Annotated in this window: 15 protein-coding genes, 5 pseudogenes and 1 riboswitch; of the genes and pseudogenes, 10 read left to right on the plus strand and 10 right to left on the minus strand. The window is 35.2% G+C overall.

What is annotated here, in order from left to right; genetic code table 11:
- Positions 1 to 122 precede the first annotated feature (122 nt).
- Positions 123 to 278, minus strand: coding sequence for an EamA family transporter (locus ACQKMD_RS11855; protein ID WP_427752298.1), 156 nt, complete (start codon positions 276 to 278; stop codon positions 123 to 125).
- Positions 279 to 385: 107 nt separating this feature from the next.
- Between ACQKMD_RS11855 and ACQKMD_RS11860 the strand changes: the two genes are divergently transcribed.
- The gene (locus tag ACQKMD_RS11860; RefSeq protein ID WP_427752300.1) at positions 386 to 616 is read left to right on the plus strand and encodes a DNA-binding protein; all 231 of its coding nucleotides are present in this window, start codon (positions 386 to 388) and stop codon (positions 614 to 616) included.
- A 158-nt stretch (positions 617 to 774) separates the two neighbouring features.
- Here ACQKMD_RS11860 and ACQKMD_RS11865 read toward each other — a convergent pair whose 3' ends face one another.
- Together ACQKMD_RS11865 and ACQKMD_RS11870 are read right to left on the minus strand one after the other, a co-directional pair.
- On the minus strand, positions 775 to 1,758 hold the full coding sequence (locus ACQKMD_RS11865; RefSeq protein ID WP_427752302.1) for a homoserine dehydrogenase: 984 nt from the start codon (positions 1,756 to 1,758) through the stop codon (positions 775 to 777).
- Between the two features lie 565 nt (positions 1,759 to 2,323).
- On the minus strand, positions 2,324 to 3,619 hold the full coding sequence (locus ACQKMD_RS11870; RefSeq protein WP_427752303.1) for an O-acetylhomoserine aminocarboxypropyltransferase/cysteine synthase family protein: 1,296 nt from the start codon (positions 3,617 to 3,619) through the stop codon (positions 2,324 to 2,326).
- A 113-nt stretch (positions 3,620 to 3,732) separates the two neighbouring features.
- A riboswitch (SAM riboswitch) is annotated at positions 3,733 to 3,846 on the minus strand.
- Positions 3,847 to 4,039: 193 nt separating this feature from the next.
- On the opposite strand from ACQKMD_RS11870, the gene ACQKMD_RS11875 reads away from it, so the two are divergent.
- Positions 4,040 to 4,771 carry an NADPH-dependent oxidoreductase gene (locus ACQKMD_RS11875; RefSeq protein ID WP_427752305.1) on the plus strand — a complete coding sequence of 244 codons (732 nt, stop codon included), beginning with the start codon at positions 4,040 to 4,042 and terminating at the stop codon, positions 4,769 to 4,771.
- 157 nt (positions 4,772 to 4,928) lie between these two features.
- Here ACQKMD_RS11875 and ACQKMD_RS11880 read toward each other — a convergent pair whose 3' ends face one another.
- Positions 4,929 to 6,614: a hypothetical protein gene (locus ACQKMD_RS11880; protein WP_427752308.1), complete on the minus strand. Its 1,686-nt coding sequence runs from the start codon at positions 6,612 to 6,614 to the stop codon at positions 4,929 to 4,931.
- Positions 6,615 to 6,738: 124 nt separating this feature from the next.
- Here ACQKMD_RS11880 and ACQKMD_RS11885 point away from each other — a divergent pair, with 124 nt between their 5' ends.
- From ACQKMD_RS11885 to ACQKMD_RS11895, 3 genes are read left to right on the plus strand one after another with little or no spacing between them, the layout of a single operon-like run.
- Positions 6,739 to 7,389, plus strand: a complete 651-nt coding sequence (locus ACQKMD_RS11885) for a lysoplasmalogenase (RefSeq protein WP_427752310.1) — start codon at positions 6,739 to 6,741, stop codon at positions 7,387 to 7,389.
- 35 nt (positions 7,390 to 7,424) lie between these two features.
- Positions 7,425 to 8,651: a peptidase T gene (pepT, locus tag ACQKMD_RS11890; RefSeq protein ID WP_427752312.1), complete on the plus strand. Its 1,227-nt coding sequence runs from the start codon at positions 7,425 to 7,427 to the stop codon at positions 8,649 to 8,651.
- 25 nt (positions 8,652 to 8,676) lie between these two features.
- Entirely contained in the window at positions 8,677 to 9,648 is a 972-nt protein-coding gene (locus ACQKMD_RS11895; RefSeq protein ID WP_427752314.1) for a DMT family transporter, read from the plus strand.
- Between the two features lie 246 nt (positions 9,649 to 9,894).
- Here the strand turns inward: ACQKMD_RS11895 and ACQKMD_RS11900 are convergent, their stop codons facing one another.
- The 3 genes and pseudogenes from ACQKMD_RS11900 to ACQKMD_RS11910 form a co-directional block, all read right to left on the minus strand.
- On the minus strand, positions 9,895 to 10,113 hold the full coding sequence (locus tag ACQKMD_RS11900; RefSeq protein ID WP_427752316.1) for a hypothetical protein: 219 nt from the start codon (positions 10,111 to 10,113) through the stop codon (positions 9,895 to 9,897).
- Positions 10,114 to 10,348: 235 nt separating this feature from the next.
- Positions 10,349 to 10,852 (minus strand): DinB family protein, encoded by a 504-nt coding sequence (locus tag ACQKMD_RS11905; RefSeq protein WP_427752318.1) that lies wholly within the window; start codon positions 10,850 to 10,852, stop codon positions 10,349 to 10,351.
- Between the two features lie 254 nt (positions 10,853 to 11,106).
- A pseudogene (locus ACQKMD_RS11910) lies at positions 11,107 to 11,325 on the minus strand (amidohydrolase family protein); the annotation flags it as partial.
- A 236-nt stretch (positions 11,326 to 11,561) separates the two neighbouring features.
- Here ACQKMD_RS11910 and ACQKMD_RS11915 point away from each other — a divergent pair.
- Together ACQKMD_RS11915 and ACQKMD_RS11920 are read left to right on the plus strand one after the other, a co-directional pair.
- Complete coding sequence (locus ACQKMD_RS11915; RefSeq protein WP_427752320.1) at positions 11,562 to 12,323, plus strand: ABC transporter ATP-binding protein; 762 nt, start codon at positions 11,562 to 11,564, stop codon at positions 12,321 to 12,323.
- A 16-nt stretch (positions 12,324 to 12,339) separates the two neighbouring features.
- Entirely contained in the window at positions 12,340 to 14,202 is a 1,863-nt protein-coding gene (locus tag ACQKMD_RS11920) for an FtsX-like permease family protein (protein ID WP_427752322.1), read from the plus strand.
- A gap of 406 nt (positions 14,203 to 14,608) precedes the next feature.
- Here ACQKMD_RS11920 and ACQKMD_RS11925 read toward each other — a convergent pair.
- Positions 14,609 to 14,857: pseudogene (locus ACQKMD_RS11925) on the minus strand (plasmid recombination protein); the annotation flags it as partial.
- Positions 14,858 to 15,140: 283 nt separating this feature from the next.
- Positions 15,141 to 15,920, minus strand: a complete 780-nt coding sequence (locus tag ACQKMD_RS11930) for an alpha/beta fold hydrolase (RefSeq protein ID WP_427752324.1) — start codon at positions 15,918 to 15,920, stop codon at positions 15,141 to 15,143.
- Between the two features lie 197 nt (positions 15,921 to 16,117).
- Between ACQKMD_RS11930 and ACQKMD_RS11935 the strand changes: the two are divergent.
- The 3 genes and pseudogenes from ACQKMD_RS11935 to ACQKMD_RS11945 form a co-directional block, all read left to right on the plus strand.
- Positions 16,118 to 16,225, plus strand: a pseudogene (locus tag ACQKMD_RS11935) (transposase); the annotation flags it as partial.
- Positions 16,226 to 16,398: 173 nt separating this feature from the next.
- A pseudogene (locus ACQKMD_RS11940) lies at positions 16,399 to 17,391 on the plus strand (zinc-dependent alcohol dehydrogenase family protein).
- Between the two features lie 659 nt (positions 17,392 to 18,050).
- The gene (locus ACQKMD_RS11945) at positions 18,051 to 18,761 is read left to right on the plus strand and encodes a Fe-S oxidoreductase (RefSeq protein ID WP_427752327.1); all 711 of its coding nucleotides are present in this window, start codon (positions 18,051 to 18,053) and stop codon (positions 18,759 to 18,761) included.
- 618 nt (positions 18,762 to 19,379) lie between these two features.
- Here ACQKMD_RS11945 and ACQKMD_RS11950 read toward each other — a convergent pair.
- Positions 19,380 to 19,484: pseudogene (locus ACQKMD_RS11950) on the minus strand (IS1595 family transposase); the annotation flags it as partial.
- Positions 19,485 to 19,503 lie beyond the last annotated feature (19 nt).

Below are 19,503 nucleotides of genomic sequence, written 5' to 3' on the forward strand. Positions count from 1 at the left end.
GTTCGTCTACGTAGCAACAACAGACGGCACACCACTTGAACAAATCAAAAATGAGCTTCAAGTGGCATAAGGTACCAGTCATTGCATTTTATGTGGTAATATTTGTATTTAAAAATACTCATTTAGAGTATTAAGAGTAAAATACCCCCACCAACTGCTGATCGCATCATGGCAACTGTTAGTGGATGAATACCATCTGTTAAAAATGTCTGTGTTGTACCAACTGTCCCCCATAAAACAGCTGCCAATAATACAAAAGCATATGGTAATATACTCACTTAATAGCTCACTCCTTATGTATCTTTTCATAAATATACCATAAATTCTGAAAGTTGAGGCAAACGTTTTCTTCTATTATAATGAAGGCAAAAGGAGGCATTGATCTATGTACAAAACCGTCGCGGATACAGCGAAAGATATCTCAATGCCAGAGCAACAAGTGCTGCGTTATATACTAGAAGGTCGCATTCATGCTGTTCACGATGGAGAACAGTTTTTAATCAGCAGTGACCAATTTGAGCGTTACCATGATCAACTTGAGCGTATCAAAGAAGAAATTGAAATTTGGAAGAACACACCGATTCCAGAAGATATTGATATTAAAGATGAAGACTAAAAGACAGCCAAGAGCTGTCTTTTAGTTTTAGGTTAAATAAATAGAACCCCTTACATACCCCATACACTCAATAACAAAAACACCAGTGGCGTCTTTGAATAGCCACTGGTGTTTATCATATGTAGAAGCTAGCAACTGAATGCTGCTCCAATATAAAATTAGATTGTAACTGGCGCTGTTTGTTTAGCTAGCATGTCTGCGTAATCTTCAACCATTACACTTGCAGTTGGGAACATACCTGCTCCCGGTCCTACAAGAGTTAAGGTACCAATGTAGTTTGTATCAAGAGCTACTGCGTTATTAACACCTTCAATTGAGTAAAGTGGATGTTCTGGTCCAACTAATTCAGGTCCAACTTTGGCGATTAACTCTCCATCTTCGCCTAATTGTACATCTGCTACATGGCGGTAACGTAAGCCTTTTGCAGAAGCTTCTTCTACTTGCTCGGAAGTGATTTCAGTAATACCAATTACATCAACATCTTCCCATCTTGGTTGTTTACCAAATGCTAACGCACTTAGAATCATAAGTTTTCGGAAAGCATCTTGACCAGAAATATCATTGTAAGGATCCGCTTCTGCATATCCTAGGCTTTGTGCATCTTTTAATACATCATCGAATGCTAGGCCTTCACTACGCATTTGAGTTAGTATATAGTTTGATGTACCATTCAAGATCCCTTGAATATGGTGTACGTCATTTACTCGTAAGATATTTTGCATTGTTTTGATGACAGGAACGCCACCAGCAGTTGTTGCTTCATAGCCCACTTGTACGCCATATTGTCTCGCTTTTTCTTGTAAAGATAGGCCGTGTTTAGAGAACATTACTTTGTTAGCTGTAATTACGTTACAGCCACTTTCGATTGCAAGTGCTGAATATTTGAATGCTGGCTCTTCACCAACAATCGCTTCGAATACAACTTGTAAATCTGGAATCGCTAAAATATCTTCAAAGTTATCTGTCATTAACTCTTGAGGTGCATTTGAACGAGGTTTAGTCACGTCACGCACTAAAATTTTTGCAATTTCAATATCTACTCCTAATGTCTCCTTAAACTGTTCACGCTTTTCATTTATGATATGATAAATTCCTTGCCCTACAGTACCAAATCCTAGAATTGCTACCTTTACCGCTGCCATACGATCGCCTCCAAAATAATATTGCAATCTTACACTCAATCTCCAAATTGTGTTCAAACCCCATCTAGTATTGATGGTATTGGTATCAAAATCAGATGTTAAAACTCATTGTGTAGTTCAGATTTTGTTTGTTCTTCAGCCCAACACCATATGATATTGACTTCCAATTAATTCAGAGAAAAAGATATATCGCTATTTGCTAATTATGTTGCTGTACTGCTGTATTGAACCCCTTCACAGCGTGTATGCCTCACAATCCCCTTACGAATAGTTCTTCAAATAGTGTTTAGCGATTCTATCAATCACTAATACACTGTGTTTCAATTTTTTTACTTATTGATGATTTTAGACTATTAATGAACAGATTACAAGAAAAATCTTTCGGGAGAGGACAATTGTTTTTCTAGAAAGGTCAAATTAATCCATTAATAATAACATATTAACTGTATTTTAAATTTCCAGACAAATTGTTCATAGTATAAAATATTATACTTTGAAAAGGAAAAAGGATGACATAATGCCTCTCGTCATCCCTTGTCTTGATCTTTTCTTCTTATATAAATACTTATTTTGCTACTACCGCTTCATCTACTTTTGCGAAAGCATTATCTAGAGCTGCAATAATATCTTCAATTGCTTCTAAACCAATTGATAATCGTACAAGCTCTTCAGATACTCCTGCAGCTACTAATTCTTCCGCACTTAACTGTTGGTGTGTTGTAGATGCTGGATGAATGATTAACGAACGTGCATCACCAACATTAGCTACATGGGAGAATAACTCGATATTATCAATTAATTGACGACCGGCTTCACGCCCACCTTTAATACCGAATGTTAGAACTGAACCAAAGCCATTTTTTAAATATTTCTTTGCATTTTCATGAGTTGCACTGTCTTCAAAGCCATTGAAGCTAACCCACTCTACATTTTCGTGACTACGTAGATATTCTGCAACTTTTTGTGCATTTTCATTGTGGCGTGGTACACGTAAATGTAGTGTTTCGAGACCTTGAATTAATTGGAATGCATTGTCAGGACTTAATGTTGGGCCGAAATCACGTAGTAATTGAACGCGCAGACGAGTTGCGAATGCAGCACTTGCAGCATCAACACCATAGCGAATACCATGATAAGATGCATCTGGCTCAGTATAGTCAGGGAATTTCCCTTGTGTCCAATCAAATTTTCCAGCATCAACAGCGACTCCACCGATTACTGTACCGTGTCCACCAATCCATTTTGTTGCAGAGTGCACTACAATATCTGCTCCGAACTTGATTGGATTTGAACCATATGGTGATGGGAATGTATTATCAACAATTAATGGAATCTCATTTTCATGTGCGATATTTGCCAAGGCTTCAATATCTACTACAGTTAAACTTGGATTACCGATTGTTTCCACATAAATCGCTTTTGTATTTTCTTGAATTGCTGAACGGAAATTTTCTGGATCTCTTTCATCTACAAATGAAGCTGTTATGCCATAGCGTGGTAAAGTATTGGCTAATAAATTATATGTACCGCCATATAAACTACCTGAAGCAACGATATGATCTCCAGCACGAGCAATATTTAAAATTGAGAATGAAATAGCAGCCATTCCTGAAGATAATGCTACTGCTGCTGTTCCACCTTCTAAAAGTGCAACGCGTTTTTCGAATACATCGACAGTTGGGTTCATAATACGAGAATAAATATTACCAGGTTCTTCAAGTGCAAATAGTTTTTGAGCATGCTCCGAACTATTAAAAGCGTAAGCGGTTGTACGATAAATTGGTACCGCACGTGCACCTGTTGTTGGATCTGCTACTTGGCCACCGTGTAATAATAAAGTTTCTGGACGTAAGTTAGTCATCATTTATTCCTCCTGAATGTTTTTAGATGGCAAATCGGAGGTATGATGAGGATTTTGTGGAAAAACAAAAACCCTCTTCACTAAGAAGAGGGTTGCATACGCAATTTTTCCTCCCCTTATCTGTCAGATCCGATTAAAAATCTGTAGGAATTAGCACCATTGTGAGTTCGTCACTCACCGGTTGCTGGGCATCGTAGGGCCTATCCCTCCGCCGCTCTTGATAAGAGTATTTGATTCAGTTCCATCTTGTTGACAAGTATAGAAGATATATCGAACCGATGTCAATACCTTTATTTGTCTTTTCTGAAAATTAATTTAATAGATACTCTGTTTAGTCATATAAAATTAATTTAAGTAAACTTTAAATTATGGTAGCCTAAAGAAAGTAAATATTTTCATTTCACAAAGGGGTTTCTAATTATGGTAAAAGAATTACTACGTAGTCACTCTTCTGTACGCAAATATACAGGAGAAAGTATTCCTAAAGAAGTCATTATCGATTTAATTGAAACAGCACAAATGGCGGCAAGCTCTCATTTCGTACAAGCATACAGCGTCATTTGGGTTACGGATGAAGATAAGAAGAAAAAACTTGGAGAACTTTCAAATAATGAGTTCCAGTTTGGAACAGCTGGTGCTTCGTTTTTATTTTGTGTAGATTTTAAACGACTGCAAGTTGCTGGTCAAAAAAATGGTGTAGAAATTATTGCTGATTCTGCGGAAAACGTACTTGTAGGTGTTGCAGATGTTGCACTTTTCGCTCAAAACTTCGTTATTGCTGCTGAAGACCAAGGTTATGGTATTTGTTATATTGGTGGAGCGCGTAATAATCCAAATGAAATTAGCGAATTATTCGGGCTTCCAGAATACGTTTTCCCCTTGTTCGCTATAACAATCGGTGTACCTACTAAGCGAAATGAAACAAAACCTCGTTTACCAGTACAAGCTGTACTGCATGAAAATAATTATGATGTAGAACAATATGACACATTGCTAGATGAATATGATGCAACACTGGAAGCTTACTACGCTAGTCGTGGATCAAATCGTAAAATGGCTAACTGGACAAAACAAATGGCTGACTTCTTAATAGAGCAACGTCGACCACATATCAATGAATTTTTGGCGCAAAAAGGCTTTACTTGGAAGTAATAAAGGAACCTCTAAAATTAGGGATACCTAGTTTTAGAGGTTTTTTGTATGCGTTTGACCTAATTTGCTTCATTTTATAATACTAATTATCTCTTTCACTTAATCATAAACCTATGAAAAAACCTGCCACTATGAAGTGACAGGTAGACATTTCATTTTATTCTTTTACTAATCCTTCTATTACGAGCTCTTTTACAGGTAAGAAGACTTCGCCTGAGTTGATATATTTCACTTCGACTTTGTCGCCTTCTTCTAGATAGATTGCTAGTGGTACAACTTCTGAGTTGACACTATAGTTATCTTTGTTATCTAACATAAACGACACAGTTGTGAAATCGCCATTTTTCTCTTTATAAACTCGAACAATTTTCCCTTTAATTGTCGCTTGTTCTTGTTGCGAGCTACCGTTTACAGAACCGCCACCACGGCTTAAGATCGATTTATATTGTCTTAATGCCTCATTTGGAGTTGTACCTGAAACTGAAAGCTCAGGATTAGCTGCTGAGACGATGAAATAGTTTTGTAAGAAACCATTTGAATCGAGAACTGGTGTTAACCAGCTTGCCTCACCATAGAAGTTATAGATGATTGGCATTTGACCTTGCCATTTTTTCTCAATGAATTTCTTTTCGATTATTTGTAATGCACCTTGAGAATCCATGTACGAATCTTCTTGATTTCCAGTGTAATATGTTGCCTCTCCTGTGCGACCATTTGTAAGTGAATAGCCAAGCATCGAATCGACACCTTCTTTTGGACTTGTAAAGTCTGTGAAGTAGTACATATCGCCATTCTCATCAAATATCGGGCTAACATTTGCTTCAGTTCCTTCATCTGAAGGTAATTTCACATCTTTTTTACCAAATTTACTATTCCAGAAACCATGAATATAGTTACCGAAATAGCTATTTTGGAGACTAACTGCTTCAGGAGAAATTGCGCCATCGATAAATGCTGGAACATCTTTTAATGCAAATGTTTGGGATTTACCAGTTTCAGCATCTACCATGACAATTCCTTCTGCGTCAAAGCCGTTACGAGCTGTAATGAATTTACCATATGAACGAATATAATACGGTTTACCGTCATCATCTACTTCAAGTTGCGGCTCACCGTAGAAGATTTTCGTCGGATTTTCTAAACGAATATGACGCTCAATATTATAGTTTAAGAAAGACGAAGTTGTATATTTCATTTCTGATTTGATGAACTTTGGATTATCTGAAGAGTCTGTCGCACTCATTTTAAAATAACCCGGTGTTACTTTCCCCTTCGTCCATTTAAAGAAGCCTGAGAATTCAACAGGAGCGATGTATACAAATTCACCGTTTACCTTTTGAATTTGTAAGCTACCTAATTCATAGTAACTTGTATTTGGTACTTGGCTAAATGCTTTTTTCATTTTATTACGTGCAAATTTTGGTGGCACGCTTGCTGGCTTTTTTGTTTCATCGAATGCTTTCAATTCAACTTTTTGTGTCATTTCAGCTGATGAGAATTTATCATTCGCATTAAATAGAGGTGCCGTCAAAATATATACGCCAAAGCCTAAGCTTCCTAAAAACAGAATACCTTTTAAATTACGTTCCATACCACTTGCAGACCATGCTCCAAGCGCTGTTAAAACAATCATAGCTGGCCATAAAAGCGTCCAGTTTTGATCAATTATTAGAACATAGTAAATTGTAGCTGTAGCTATAAAAGCAACTATGAATACGAAAATAAAAAATTGGATTTTGAATTTGGTTTTCAAATCTCCATCTTCTGTCTTACTTGTTATCGGTACAATTAATAGTCCAGCTACTGCTGCAACTATGGCCGACATTATTAATGTAGCAATCATTTTAACCATCCTTTCACATATCTATTTTACGATACAACCTCTAGAAAGTTTCAGTTATATTTTTTATTAGAAAGGTTTTATTGGTTAACGGCAAGAATACTCTTTAATACAAGGAGGTAAGTACATGAAACAAAAGATTCTTATAAGCGTAATCGTCCTATTTGGTATCATTTATATTTTCTTTATACCTGCTGAACCAGTTATTGTGAAACTTAGCTTTAAAGTAGTTCCAATGCTGCTCATTATTTGGTTAGCTTCACTTCAAAAAGCACCACCTAATACAAGTTTTAAGAATTGGTTACTACTCGGTTTGCTCTTTTGTATGATTGGTGACGCAACGCTTCAGTGGTTTTTAATTGGGTTATCCAGTTTTTTAATTGGGCATATCTGTTATATCGTCGCATTTATTCAATTAAAGGAGAAAGCTATTATTAAACCTGCAGCTAGTCTTCTATTACTATATGGGGGATTTATGATTTTTTGGATCGCTGGGACTGTCTTTAAATCTGGGGACCTTATTTTAGCCATTGCAGTTGTCGCGTACATCACTGTTATTTTAACTATGGGCTGGACAGCAATTCAGACAAACGCGAAATTTGCTATTATTGGGGCTCTGTCATTTATTTTTTCTGATTCAATATTATCGATTAATATGTTCATTACAGATGTACCATTTTCGCATGCACTTATTATGGTGAGCTATTACGGTGCTCAGCTATTATTTGCTATTAGCATTTCTTATTATTCCGTCATCCGAAAGAAAGTGTTAGAATAGTGACAATGCTTTTACAATAAGGGGGCTATTCCAAAATGAAAGAAACAGTAATTGAACGACTAGTACGCTATGCGCAAATCGATACACAGTCTGATGCTGAAAGTGAAACAACTCCATCAACTGAGAAACAGTGGGATCTACTTCGTGTACTGGAGAAAGAATTAGCCGAAATTGGTATGACTGAAATTTCACTTGATGAAAATGGATACCTATTTGCAACACTACCAGCTAATTCAGATAAACAATTACCGATAATTGGTTTTCTAGCACACGTTGATACTGCCACTGACTACACTGGTACAAACGTTAAGCCACAACGTCACGACAATTACGATGGTGGAGATATTCAACTAAATGCAAACACAATTCTATCTCCAAAAAATTCGCCAGAACTTGCTAACTATGTAGGTCAAACTTTGATCACGACTGATGGTACTACATTACTTGGTGCTGATGATAAAGCTGGTATTGTTGAAATCATGACAGCTATGGAGTATTTAATTGCTAACCCTGATATTAAACACGGAAAAATCCGGGTTGCTTTCACACCTGATGAAGAAATCGGCCGTGGACCACATAAATTTGATGTTGACGCATTTAATGCTGATTTTGCTTATACAATGGATGGTGGCCCTTTAGGCGAATTACAATATGAAAGTTTCAATGCAGCTGGAGTAAAAGTAAAAACTTACGGCGTAAGTGTACACCCAGGCTCTGCCAAAGATAAAATGGTCAATGCTATTACAGTGGCTATTAAATTTCAATCTTATATGCCTGAAGATGAAGTACCTGAAAAAACTGCTGGTCATGAAGGCTTCATTCACTTAATGAACTTCAATGCACATATTGAAGAAGCAAGACTTTCTTATATCATTCGATACTTTGAACGAGAAGAATTTGAATCAAGAAAACAATTGTTTAAAGAAGCTGAAGCTAAAATTAAAGCTGAATTCGGTGAAAGTGCCATTACTGTTGAAGTAGCAGATCAATACTTTAATATGGCAGAAAAAATTGAACCAGAAAAACACATTATTGAAGTAGCATATAAAGCAATGGAAAATTTAGATATCAAACCTTTAATTTTACCAGTTCGTGGAGGTACAGATGGTTCTCAACTTTCTTATATGGGAATGCCAACTCCGAATATCTTCGCTGGTGGCGAAAATATGCATGGTAAATTCGAGTATGTTTCTGCTGAAACAATGGTCAAAGCGACTGAAGTTATCATTGAAATTGTCCAATTGTTTGAGCAACGAGCATAATGTGAATTAATAGGTAGGTGAAAATTTGAAAGAAATTGCTCTAGGTGTTTTAGCGTCATTATTTTTTGCTGTAACTTTTATTTTAAATCGTGTAATGGAGTTAGATGGTGGTAGTTGGCTATGGAGCTCATCATTACGTTACTTTTTCATGCTTCCCTTTTTACTAGTTATTGTGATGTACCGTAAAGGCGTACAACCAATGACAAAAGAAATGAAAAGACAACCTAAAGCTTGGCTATTATGGAGCTTTGTTGGGTTCGTCCTATTTTATGCACCGCTAACATTCGCGGCTGCCTATGGACCTGGTTGGCTTGTATCCGGAACATGGCAAATTACAATTGTTGCAGGGGTATTATTAGCACCACTTTTCGTCATAAAACTTGAAAAAAAAAAAATACGACAAAAGATTCCTATCGTATCTTTGCTTATTTCATGCATTATTTTAGTTGGAATTATATTAATTCAAATCCCAAGTGCTAAAACAGTTTCTGCTGAAAGCTTGATGCTAGGTATCCTGCCGGTTATTGTAGCAGCGTTTGCTTACCCACTTGGCAATCGTAAGATGATGGATGTGTGCGATGGTCGCTTAGATACCTTCCAAAGGGTTCTTGGCATGACCGTCGCTTCTCTCCCTGCTTGGATTATATTAGCTGTTATTGCTCTACTAACAGTCGGATTGCCTTCCACTAGCCAAGTGATTAATTCACTTCTTGTTGGGGTTAGCTCAGGTGTTATTGCGACTATTCTTTTCTTTATCGCAACAGATCGCGTCCGTGATAACCAAGGTAAACTTGCAGCTGTTGAAGCGACACAATCAACTGAAATTGTGTTTGTTATAGCTGGAGAGATGATTATACTAGGTATTCCATTACCAGAATTACTTGCTCTATTTGGCTTAACTGTTATCATTATCGGAATGTTTTTACATAGCTATTACACAATGATTATGAAGAAAAAACAACCGCCCACTGTGGATTATTATCAAGACCAAAATTAAAAAAAGACAAATAAATAAAAGGGCGTTACATATTTGATATAACTAATATGTAACGCCCTTTCCTTTTTATTTAACTAAAACCCCTCTGTAGTTGAATAAGGACTCTCATAAAAATTTGTCTCTATTTTTGTGAATTACTTTTTTCTCTCCAAGTATTCATTAAGTTCTTGTGATATTCCTTTGGGTTTGAATGCCTTTTGTCTATATACTGAAATGCTCCTTTTTTAAAGGAGCGTTTTTTTATTATTAACCGTTCATAGATTCCGCTATAGCTTCATGTACAAGTGTAGCATAAAATTTCTCACCCTTTGGATTCGGGTGAGTCTTGTCAGGATAGAAAATGTCTTTATTATTATTTGTTTCACTATACCAATCTACTAATGTTACATTACTATTTTTTTCTGCAGCTTTACTTAATTTTTTATTTACCCCGTCTTGCCAATCCTCTGGCATCCTTGTATTCATTAAGTAAATTGTACGTTCCTTGCCAATAGCTTTTAATAATGTATCTAATTGTGCTGTACTAAAATCACCGTTAGAGCCAAGACCATATAATGTACTTCTTGTTCAACTAGACTACTCCGTTAGTTCAATAAAGGATAAACAAAAAGAATCAATTAAAAAAGATTCAATAATTGATTCTACAATATCAGATGAAAATGTAATAAAGAAAATTGACCACTAGTTTTGGGGTGTTGAACTACATTTCCGGCGCTTTCATACCAAACTTTGCCCATTCCTCTTTTGAAGGTCCGTAAATTCCTGGAACTGTTAATCCAGCCATTCGCATAAGAATCGTCATTTGTCCTCGATGATGGCATTGATGTTGAAGCAAAAACAATAATAGTGAACCATTTGGTATTTGTTGACCAAGAAATTCTATAGGCTCTTGCAGTGTACGCTCAGTCCATTGTTCTTTTAATGCTTGTATAAATGCATTACTAGCTTGATGATAACTGTCTTCTATAATCTGAGCCGTAGTAGGAACTGGATAATCTTCGTCTGGGGCTTCAAACTTTAAATTTGTATTTGAAGTAATAATTCGAATAGCAGCTACAGTATGCCAAGCAATACGTCCTAAATTCCAATTTTGTGAAGTTACTTCCTGTTTGAGTGATTCATCAGTTAGATTACTCAGTAGTTTCTGTGTAGCAGCAGCTTCAAACTCCCAAGATTCTAAAAAACAGCCTAATGATTGGAACATGAAAATCCCCCTATAAATGTTTTTTCTTCTTTTTTAATAACCCTACAAAATAAAATTCGAATTCCACTTAACTGATTAACCTAAATATTCTATAAAGTTCAATCTAAATCCTTCTTCAACTATCCTGCTGCGTTAGTTCAAGAAAGAAAAAAAGAGATGCATATGCAACTCAATGATCTTCTAGTAAAGCATCCGTTAGTTTAAGTGTATTCACTCACAAACTTTAAATTTTCATTCTAAATCTTATGGCTGAATTACTTAAAATACCATTTTAATGCATTCGTGCACAATATTTTTTCGGTAGCTTTTTCATTAAATACATGCTGAATCAAATCAATGTCTGCATACTCAAAGTGTCTTTTCGCCCTTGTAGATGGCAAATCTGTTCCGAACATAAGAGCGTCTGGGTTAATATCATAAATTGAGTTTAAGGCATTCTCAATATTCAATTCTACACGACCAAAACCAGTAGCTAGATTTACCAGTAACAATCCTATCATCATTTGGTGTTTTCTTTTTTTATGTGTATCCTACCCATATTAAAGTAGATGGTTCCAAGCGAAAGACATACCCCCTTATATATCACAGAACTAATTACCGAATGAATAGGCTCTTACAAAAATGTAAGTTTATATCACCTTAATCAATACCCGTTCATCTCCAAAAAACGTAAGATAGATAATGGAAAACCAAATGTAGGAGGATATATATGACAAAACCAGTTGTAGACGTGAAAAACGTTCAAAAAGTATACGGTAAAAAAGGGGAGAACCAATCATACGCGTTAAAAGGTGTATCATTTTCCATTCAAGAGGGTGAATTCGTTGGCATTATGGGACCTTCTGGTTCTGGTAAAACAACATTATTAAATGTAATTTCAACGTTAGATAAAGCGACAGGCGGCGTTGTTGAAATTGCAGGAACGGATATTACGGAAATGAAGCAAGGTGAGCTTTCTGATTTTCGTTCACAAAAATTAGGTTTCATCTTCCAGGATTTCAACTTGTTGGAGAACCTGTCTATTTATGAAAATATTGCACTTCCACTATCTCTTCAAGGTGTTTCATCACGTAATATTGGACCAAAAGTCGAGAAAGTAGCGGGTATGTTAGGAATTACAGAAATACTTCAAAAGTATCCATCTGAAGTATCTGGTGGACAAAAGCAACGTTCGGCAGCAGCACGTGCGTTAGTTCATGAACCAGCAATTATTTTAGGGGACGAGCCAACAGGATCTCTTGATTCTAAAAATGCAACAAGTTTACTGGATGCGATGACAAACTTAAATAAAGAACAAGGTGTATCTATCATGATGGTTACGCATGATCCGTACAGTGCAAGTTACTGTCAGCGTATTTTATTCATTCAAGATGGTGAGCTATATAAAGAAATTCATCGCGGTGGTACACGTGATGAATTTTATAAAAAAATTTTAGACGTGCTTGCAGACTTAGGCACACAAAAAGCGTAAGGAAGGAAGTTCAATCATGTTATTTAAGCTTGCCATGTCAGGACTAAAAAGTAGGTTACAAGATTACATCGTCTTACTTGTCGGTCTTATTGTCTCAATTTCAACTTTTTATATGTTTCAAACATTAGCACTCAATAAGGCGTTCCTTGAATCTAACTCTTCTATTAAGGATATTGTATCTGTATTTAAAATCGGTTCCTTTTTATTAGCGGTTACCACATTTTTCTATATTTTATATGCAAATTCTTTCTTATTATCTCTTCGCCAAAAAGAGTTTGGCATGTACATGATGTTAGGAGCAAAAAAGCATAAAGTTACATTCCTAATGTTTATTGAGACAATTGTATTAGGCGCCGCGTCTCTTGTGATTGGAATTACATTTGGTGTAGGACTTGCAAAAGGTATCGGACAGTTATTAATGAAACAACTCGAATTTGTTGGTGATGGTTATAAAGCATTTTATATTCCATCTATGACCAATACTTGCATATTCTTCTGCGTACTATTTGTATTATCGGCAATTATGAATAGTATTAAATTATCTCGTATTTCTGTACTGCAACTTGTACATGCAGATGCACAAACAGATCGTGTTGCATTAAAAGGAAACATGACAGGTTTAGTTGCAATCCTTGGTGTGATTTTATTGGGTATTGGTTATGTATCACTAATCTATATGCCATATGTAAACCCGCTAATTGCTACTGGAGTAATGGCCCTTGGATTAATCACAGCAACCTTTGGTACTTACATGTTATTTGGATCACTTCTCCCAGTTATGATTAAAAAGTTAAAGAGTAATAAAAAACGTAGGGAAAAAAAGCTTAATGCTTTTACTTTTGCACAATTAAATTTCCGTATGAATAGCCTTGCAAATGTACTTGCCACGGTAGCAATCTTAGTGGCTCTTGGAGCTGGTGGAATTGCGTGTGGTATGGCATTTAAAAACAACACCGGAGTAATGATTGATCAAAGACATATTTACGATTCAGTCATTCATAATCCAACAGCGGAAGAAAAGAAAATTTTGAATGCAATCGTATTTACAGATAAGCTTGAATATCGTTACAAAATAGATGACCAGTATATTTATTATCTAAAAGAAGATTTAGAGAAAAATCGTCCTTTAGTAGCAAATAATGATAAAGAGTTTGGGGAAACAAAGAGAGTTTCAGAAGAATTACCAATTGGTACATTTTTAAATCCAAGTGACAAAGTTAAAAAAGGTGCAAACACGAAAAAGTTATCACAACAATGGAGTGAAGCTTTCAAAACAATCCAACCAAATTATATGTATCCTGATCATGAAATGAAAATTGTAGATCAAAACATATACGATAGTATGAAATGTAAAGAAAGTACTGTGTTTATTGGGAAAACAGGTGATTTTGAGTCATTATTAAAAGAATGGAAAGCACTTGATGAATTACAGGTAGTTAAATATAAAAATGTAACAGTGGAAGAACTGGATAGTAAGTATCAAACATATAGTATGTTTCATCATTTTACCAGCGGAATAACGTTTATGGGATTCTTCGTTGGAATTGCGTACTTAGCAATGATGGCAAGTTGCTTAATGTTTAAAATTCTATCTGGTGCATCCAAAGATAGTACACGTTATCAAATGCTTCGTAAAATCGGTGTTCGCCAGGAGTTATTAATACAATCGATTTATAAGGAGTTATTCTTCGTATTTTTAGTCCCAGCAATTGTGGGTATTACTCACATATTAGTTGGTATGAACGTGCTCCGCCCTCTTTTGATCGATCCGTATTTCCGTATTTGGTTACCAATTGTTATTTTCGTAGTGATTTACTCGATTTACTACTTGATTACAGTTCAATTGTATAAAGGAATTGTACTTCCGAAAGAAAATTAATGTAATGATATTATTTATACGAAATATCAACATAATCTGACCCCATTTATTGATCATATTTAAAAGATATTGTAGCTTTAAATGATTTGCCTAAAGGTTTAGATAGAGTTATTATCGTCTTATTAAAAGTAATGTCTTATGACAATAAAAGCAAAGGGCACAAGAACTAGGATATAAAACAGTACAAGTTCTTAATAACAACATTAACAAACTTGTAAATGCAGACATTTTTTTAGAAAAGGTGCTGGTACATATCAAGTAAATGCTCGTTATTTTGGTCGTGGCCATTGGTACGATATACAAGAAATTCGATTACAACAAGTCTATTCAGCTAAGAGGAGAGAGCTTAAAACAAAAATAACATACAAAAACGACGAGCCGCCCCAGAATTGATTCTAAGGCGGTTTTAACGTTCCATGTCATATCCACGTTGTTTCTTGATTTCTTTCTTATATTCACGCTCAAATTGATTATCTACCCCCTTCATATCCAGTTCATTCTTAATAAGACCTCTAAACGCCTTAAATTGCTCTTTAAAGACTTTTTTCGTTTGTTGATACAAAACCTTTACATTTTCTTTTAAAACGTCTATATCTATATGAGCTTTTAAAGAGCTTATTTCAGTATTTAATGTTTCAACTTGATTCATTAGCTTTATTAACTTTCAAATTAGGAATTCTTTTTTCAAAATCCTTGAACCACTCCAATAAAATTTTAATATTACCGTCCTTAATATTCTCACCTTATTCTAGATGATTTTAAAAAAATAGTTATTCAACTAAACTGCCACGTTAGCTCAATAAGAAAATGGCTCTACTCCTTATTGAAGTAAAGCATCAGTTAGTTCAATAAGCAAAGTACTCCTTATTAAATAATCTCTCCTACTTACGGTTATCCTCGACTTTATTTCAAATCTACAACTTGTCTTCACCGAGTCGTTATGCAAAAGAAGATAATATTTGGTTGAATCTATCGCGCTCCTCTAAAAAAGCGCAATGGCCGCTGTATTGGAACGGAACTAGCTTCGAATCTTTGATCAGCTTATTTGTTTCTTCAGCTTGGGTAAACGGAGCGACTTTATCATGAATTCCGTGAATAATTAATGTGGGTACATCGATCTGACCGAGATCGTTGTAAACATTTTCATCTCTAAGCGTGACCATAATGGCGGAAGTCGCCCAATTCGCCGCTTGTAATCCCATTAAAACGAACCAATCGGATTTCGGTTCGGAAATATACTGAAAGAAAAAAATTCCCGTTTGGTCTTGCAGCATTTGCGGTCGGTCATGATTTGTATCTTCGATGATTTTATTTGTAAATTCTTTTGGAACGCTAGATGGAGAGGCAGCGTCGATCAGGACGAGTTTAGATACCCCATACCCTTTATAACGAGCCATATAACGAATCGGGATCGCGCCTCCTGTAGAGTGTCCTGCCAGTGTTATGTTTTTTAACTGTAACGCCTCAATGACCATGCGGACATCATCTGCTAATCTATCGAAACTGTACCCGCTAAAAGGTTTATCCGAATTGCCATATCCCCTCCAATCCATTCCGATACAACGATATCCAAGCGTTGGAAGGTAGTTGAACTGATATTCGAACTGGTTATGGTTTAGCGGCCATCCATGAATAAAAAGTATCGTTTTATTTCCCTTCGGATTGATGTCCTCTATAAATACGTTGACCCCTGATTCGACAGTTACAAAGTATCCCAAGTGTATCACCCCAATTATTAAAAAGTAATTTCCCATTAAGATATTTCACCCAAGACAGAGTGTATGCCTAATTTCGGCGAACTTTGTAGAAATTGAAGTAAAGCTCCCCGTTAGACATCCATGAAGCGCAAAATCAGCGCTTCACCACAGAGAATGAAAATGGTGAAAAACCTGAAAGAGTAAGCACACATCAAGATGATATTGACCGACTAGATTCTATTCCTGGAATAGCTACAAGAATGGCGGAACAAATTTTATCTGAAATTGGTACTGATGTGAAAAAGCAATTTCCTAGTGCAGCTCATAAATTATGGAGCTTTGAAACAAAGTTACAATGTTTCTAAAAAAGACGTGATGTTTTGAATAAAGTCACGACTTTTTAAAAAAATGTTATGATGTTCTCAACCTTGTATAGCTGAGGTTCTTTATTTAAACAAAAGAGGAAGTTTAATGGAAGCTGATTATAGGGGGAATTGTTTTGCAAGGAAAATGTATTAAATTTTATGAGTTCGGTAGTCCTAAAAATGTGTTAAAAGTTGAATATAAAAGTATAGAACCACCAAAAAACAAAGAAGTTATAGTTCGAATGTTAGCACGACCTATAAATCCATCTGACTTAATCCCAATAAATGGGTCATACTCACATAGGATTTCTTTACCCAATATACCTGGTTATGAAGGAGTTGGCATTGTAGAAGATGTAGGCCATTTAGCTTCCAAAGATCTCATTGGTAAACGTGTTTTACCTTTACGTGGGGAAGGTACTTGGCAAGAGTTTGTTAAGACATCTGCAGACTTTGCAATTCCTATACCTGATTCAATTAATGATTTTACGGCATCACAAATGTACATCAATCCAGTTACAGCATGGGTGACTTGTACGGAAATTCTAAAATTAAAACCTAATGATGTTTTATTGGTTAACGCTTGTGGTTCTTCCATCGGACATCTTTTTGCTCAATTATCCCAGATTTTAAATTTTCGATTAATTGCAGTTACAAGAAATAATAAATATACAGAAGAGTTACTTCATCTTGGTGCTTCTAATGTAATAGATACTTCTACAGTTTCACTCTATGAATCAGTGCTGGAATTAACAAATGGAATAGGTGCAGATGCAGCTATTGATTCCATTGGAGGCTCAGATGGAAACGAATTGGCCTTTTGTTTACACCCTAATGGAAACTTTTTAACCATAGGTCTTCTATCAGGGATACAAGTAAATTAGACAGATATTGTAAATAAAGCAAGAGTAAATGCTAATATGTTTCATTTACGGAATTGGGATAGAAATGTCTCAGTAGATAAATGGCAAGAAACCTTTCATCGCTTGATTAGTTTAATAGATGATAAAAAATTACGTTTAATGAGGGTAGATTCCGAGTATGATTTGATAGACGTAATAAAAGCTATTGATGTAGTCGAATCTTTTAAGAAAACTAAAGGGAAAGTATTTTTAACTAGCTATTGAGTTAATTGTTCTTTAACTTTTGGAAGCAAGGGTTAAGGAACAGGAAATAATCAAACTTATTTATAAAATTGATATACCAATTAGTAGGAAAATAATCTATTTAAATTAATCCTTTTTCAAAATCGATTCTTTTTGGCTAGTACAAGCTCAGGGAGCCGCCTTTAGCAAAGAATTTAGCACACAAAACGCTAGGATATTCTCCAAGCGTTTTTCTTATATTTATTTGTCTGGATTGCCCGACTGTATTTTGTAATTTAGATATTTTATTTTCATTTCACAAACCATTTTTTAACATTAAATGATTACTACCTAGATATAGGGCAAGAAAACGAACAACAAAAAACGGTAAACCTTTAAAGGATTACCGTTCCAGTTTTATCGATATATTCCTAAACTTTTGAGGGGGGTTTAAGAACACATTGTAGTGTTTAGCTAAATTTTGGAGAAAAGTAGCTAATTAAAATCCTTCTCTACTTGCTATGTTGTAAAGGAGGTTTTCTTTATATGATAATGATAATCATTATCATATAAATAGTCAAGCATTTTATAGAAAATTCACTTAAATTTTATTCTTTAGAAATTGTTACTTTGAATGTCTAAATATTAATTCAATAAGTCTTTAAAATTTTATTGTATAGTAGTTTGTAAGAGGTGATTAAATGGGGACTTTATCTAAAGATCAAAGACAACAACTAAATTCATACAGTGTATATACGGACAAGCCATCCACGGTACTCTTCCGACTTGATCAATTGTATGATGATTCATTTCTTCCTGATTTTATAAACCTTATGTATGCTATTAGTGGTGTAAGAACGGAAACAATTGCGATTTCATATTTCACAAAACGTTATGGTATGTTCGTCGCTATGCAATTCTACATGCTAAGTACATATGACGAAGTTTGGGATGGTGATGTTTCTTCTATTCATTTTGGAGCACGTGAAGAATTTGGCAGAACAGCACTTTGCACATTTATAAAAGAAGATGATTGGCGAGTTGTTGATGATTCAGAACGAGAGGAAGTAATTGCGCATATTTTGCTAACACAATGTCATGAAATTATTCAGCAGTTACGCAAAATTACATCTGTTTCCCCGTTAATGTTGTGGGAAAACATATTCGGTTATATGCTTTGGCATTTCCATTCGCTGCTTTCTAACCCCGGAACTGAAGATCAAGCACGTATTGATTTAGACATTTTAGAGGATGATAACGTATGGTCTAAGTTCTTAAAACGCTCTCAATTTGCAAAGTATACAGGCAATCAACATCCATCTAAATTAGTCAATATTCCTGTTCGTAAAACATGTTGTTTCTCAAAAGACGTACCAGGATGGTTACAATGTGGTTTCTGCCCTTTAAAATAAGACTTTTCTTTCTTTTCTATAGGCTCTGTTAAATTTTAATGTTGATAAATTGATAAAAAATGAGGAAGTTCCTGTTTCTAAGGAACTTTCTCAAAAAAAGATTATCTTAATAGAGAAGAAACCCCATATGTATCAGATGTTTCAAGTTGATTTAGTACACTTACAGCAACTTTGGAATAGTCTTCTTCGGAATTGGCTTTTTCATAATTAAACCATATCCCATCCTCTTCTAAGACTTTGCTCCTAACCTAAAACGCTCATTTATATGATGAGCATAACTTTATTAGGTGGGACTTTTTCATCCCACGACATTGTTGTTCCATCCTTCTGGCAAGATGCTAATTCAACAACAAATGAACCTCCCCATTTGTTGAATTGAAACGTAATCAAATCTATATTGTTTTCGTTGCCTTCTAAAATGCTTGGATGAACCCTTGAATCCTTGTTCTCTCAATATTGATATTACGATATTCTTTAAAGCCATATCCATCATTTTTCTGTCATTCACATTGTATAACTCCCTTCATTTTAAATTGACTTATAGCTATTATTTATAGCCACAAACTATCATAAGTATCAGTCATTTCAAATACAAATGATGTTAATAGAAATTCTTTAATATTTTGTTTCGTGCTTGTATTTTCCAAACTTTATAACATGTTCCGATGCATAATGAGGGCATTCAAACCCTTCATTGAAGCGAGTTTCACGCATTTCATTTATTTAGCTTTAACAGAGCCTT

Origin of the sequence: Viridibacillus sp. NPDC096237 (assembly GCF_050278625.1) — a bacterium.
GTDB lineage: Bacteria > Bacillota > Bacilli > Bacillales_A > Planococcaceae > Viridibacillus.

Coding starts and splice junctions, on each gene's coding strand:
- ACQKMD_RS11860 (WP_427752300.1), top strand. CDS start 386: ATGTACAAAACCGTCGCGGATACAGCGAAAGATATCTCAATGCCAGAG.
- ACQKMD_RS11865 (WP_427752302.1), bottom strand. CDS start 1,758: ATGGCAGCGGTAAAGGTAGCAATTCTAGGATTTGGTACTGTAGGGCAA.
- ACQKMD_RS11870 (WP_427752303.1), bottom strand. CDS start 3,619: ATGACTAACTTACGTCCAGAAACTTTATTATTACACGGTGGCCAAGTA.
- ACQKMD_RS11875 (WP_427752305.1), top strand. CDS start 4,040: ATGGTAAAAGAATTACTACGTAGTCACTCTTCTGTACGCAAATATACA.
- ACQKMD_RS11880 (WP_427752308.1), bottom strand. CDS start 6,614: ATGATTGCTACATTAATAATGTCGGCCATAGTTGCAGCAGTAGCTGGA.
- ACQKMD_RS11885 (WP_427752310.1), top strand. CDS start 6,739: ATGAAACAAAAGATTCTTATAAGCGTAATCGTCCTATTTGGTATCATT.
- pepT (WP_427752312.1), top strand. CDS start 7,425: ATGAAAGAAACAGTAATTGAACGACTAGTACGCTATGCGCAAATCGAT.
- ACQKMD_RS11900 (WP_427752316.1), bottom strand. CDS start 10,113: ATGAATACAAGGATGCCAGAGGATTGGCAAGACGGGGTAAATAAAAAA.
- ACQKMD_RS11905 (WP_427752318.1), bottom strand. CDS start 10,852: ATGTTCCAATCATTAGGCTGTTTTTTAGAATCTTGGGAGTTTGAAGCT.
- ACQKMD_RS11915 (WP_427752320.1), top strand. CDS start 11,562: ATGACAAAACCAGTTGTAGACGTGAAAAACGTTCAAAAAGTATACGGT.
- ACQKMD_RS11920 (WP_427752322.1), top strand. CDS start 12,340: ATGTTATTTAAGCTTGCCATGTCAGGACTAAAAAGTAGGTTACAAGAT.
- ACQKMD_RS11945 (WP_427752327.1), top strand. CDS start 18,051: ATGGGGACTTTATCTAAAGATCAAAGACAACAACTAAATTCATACAGT.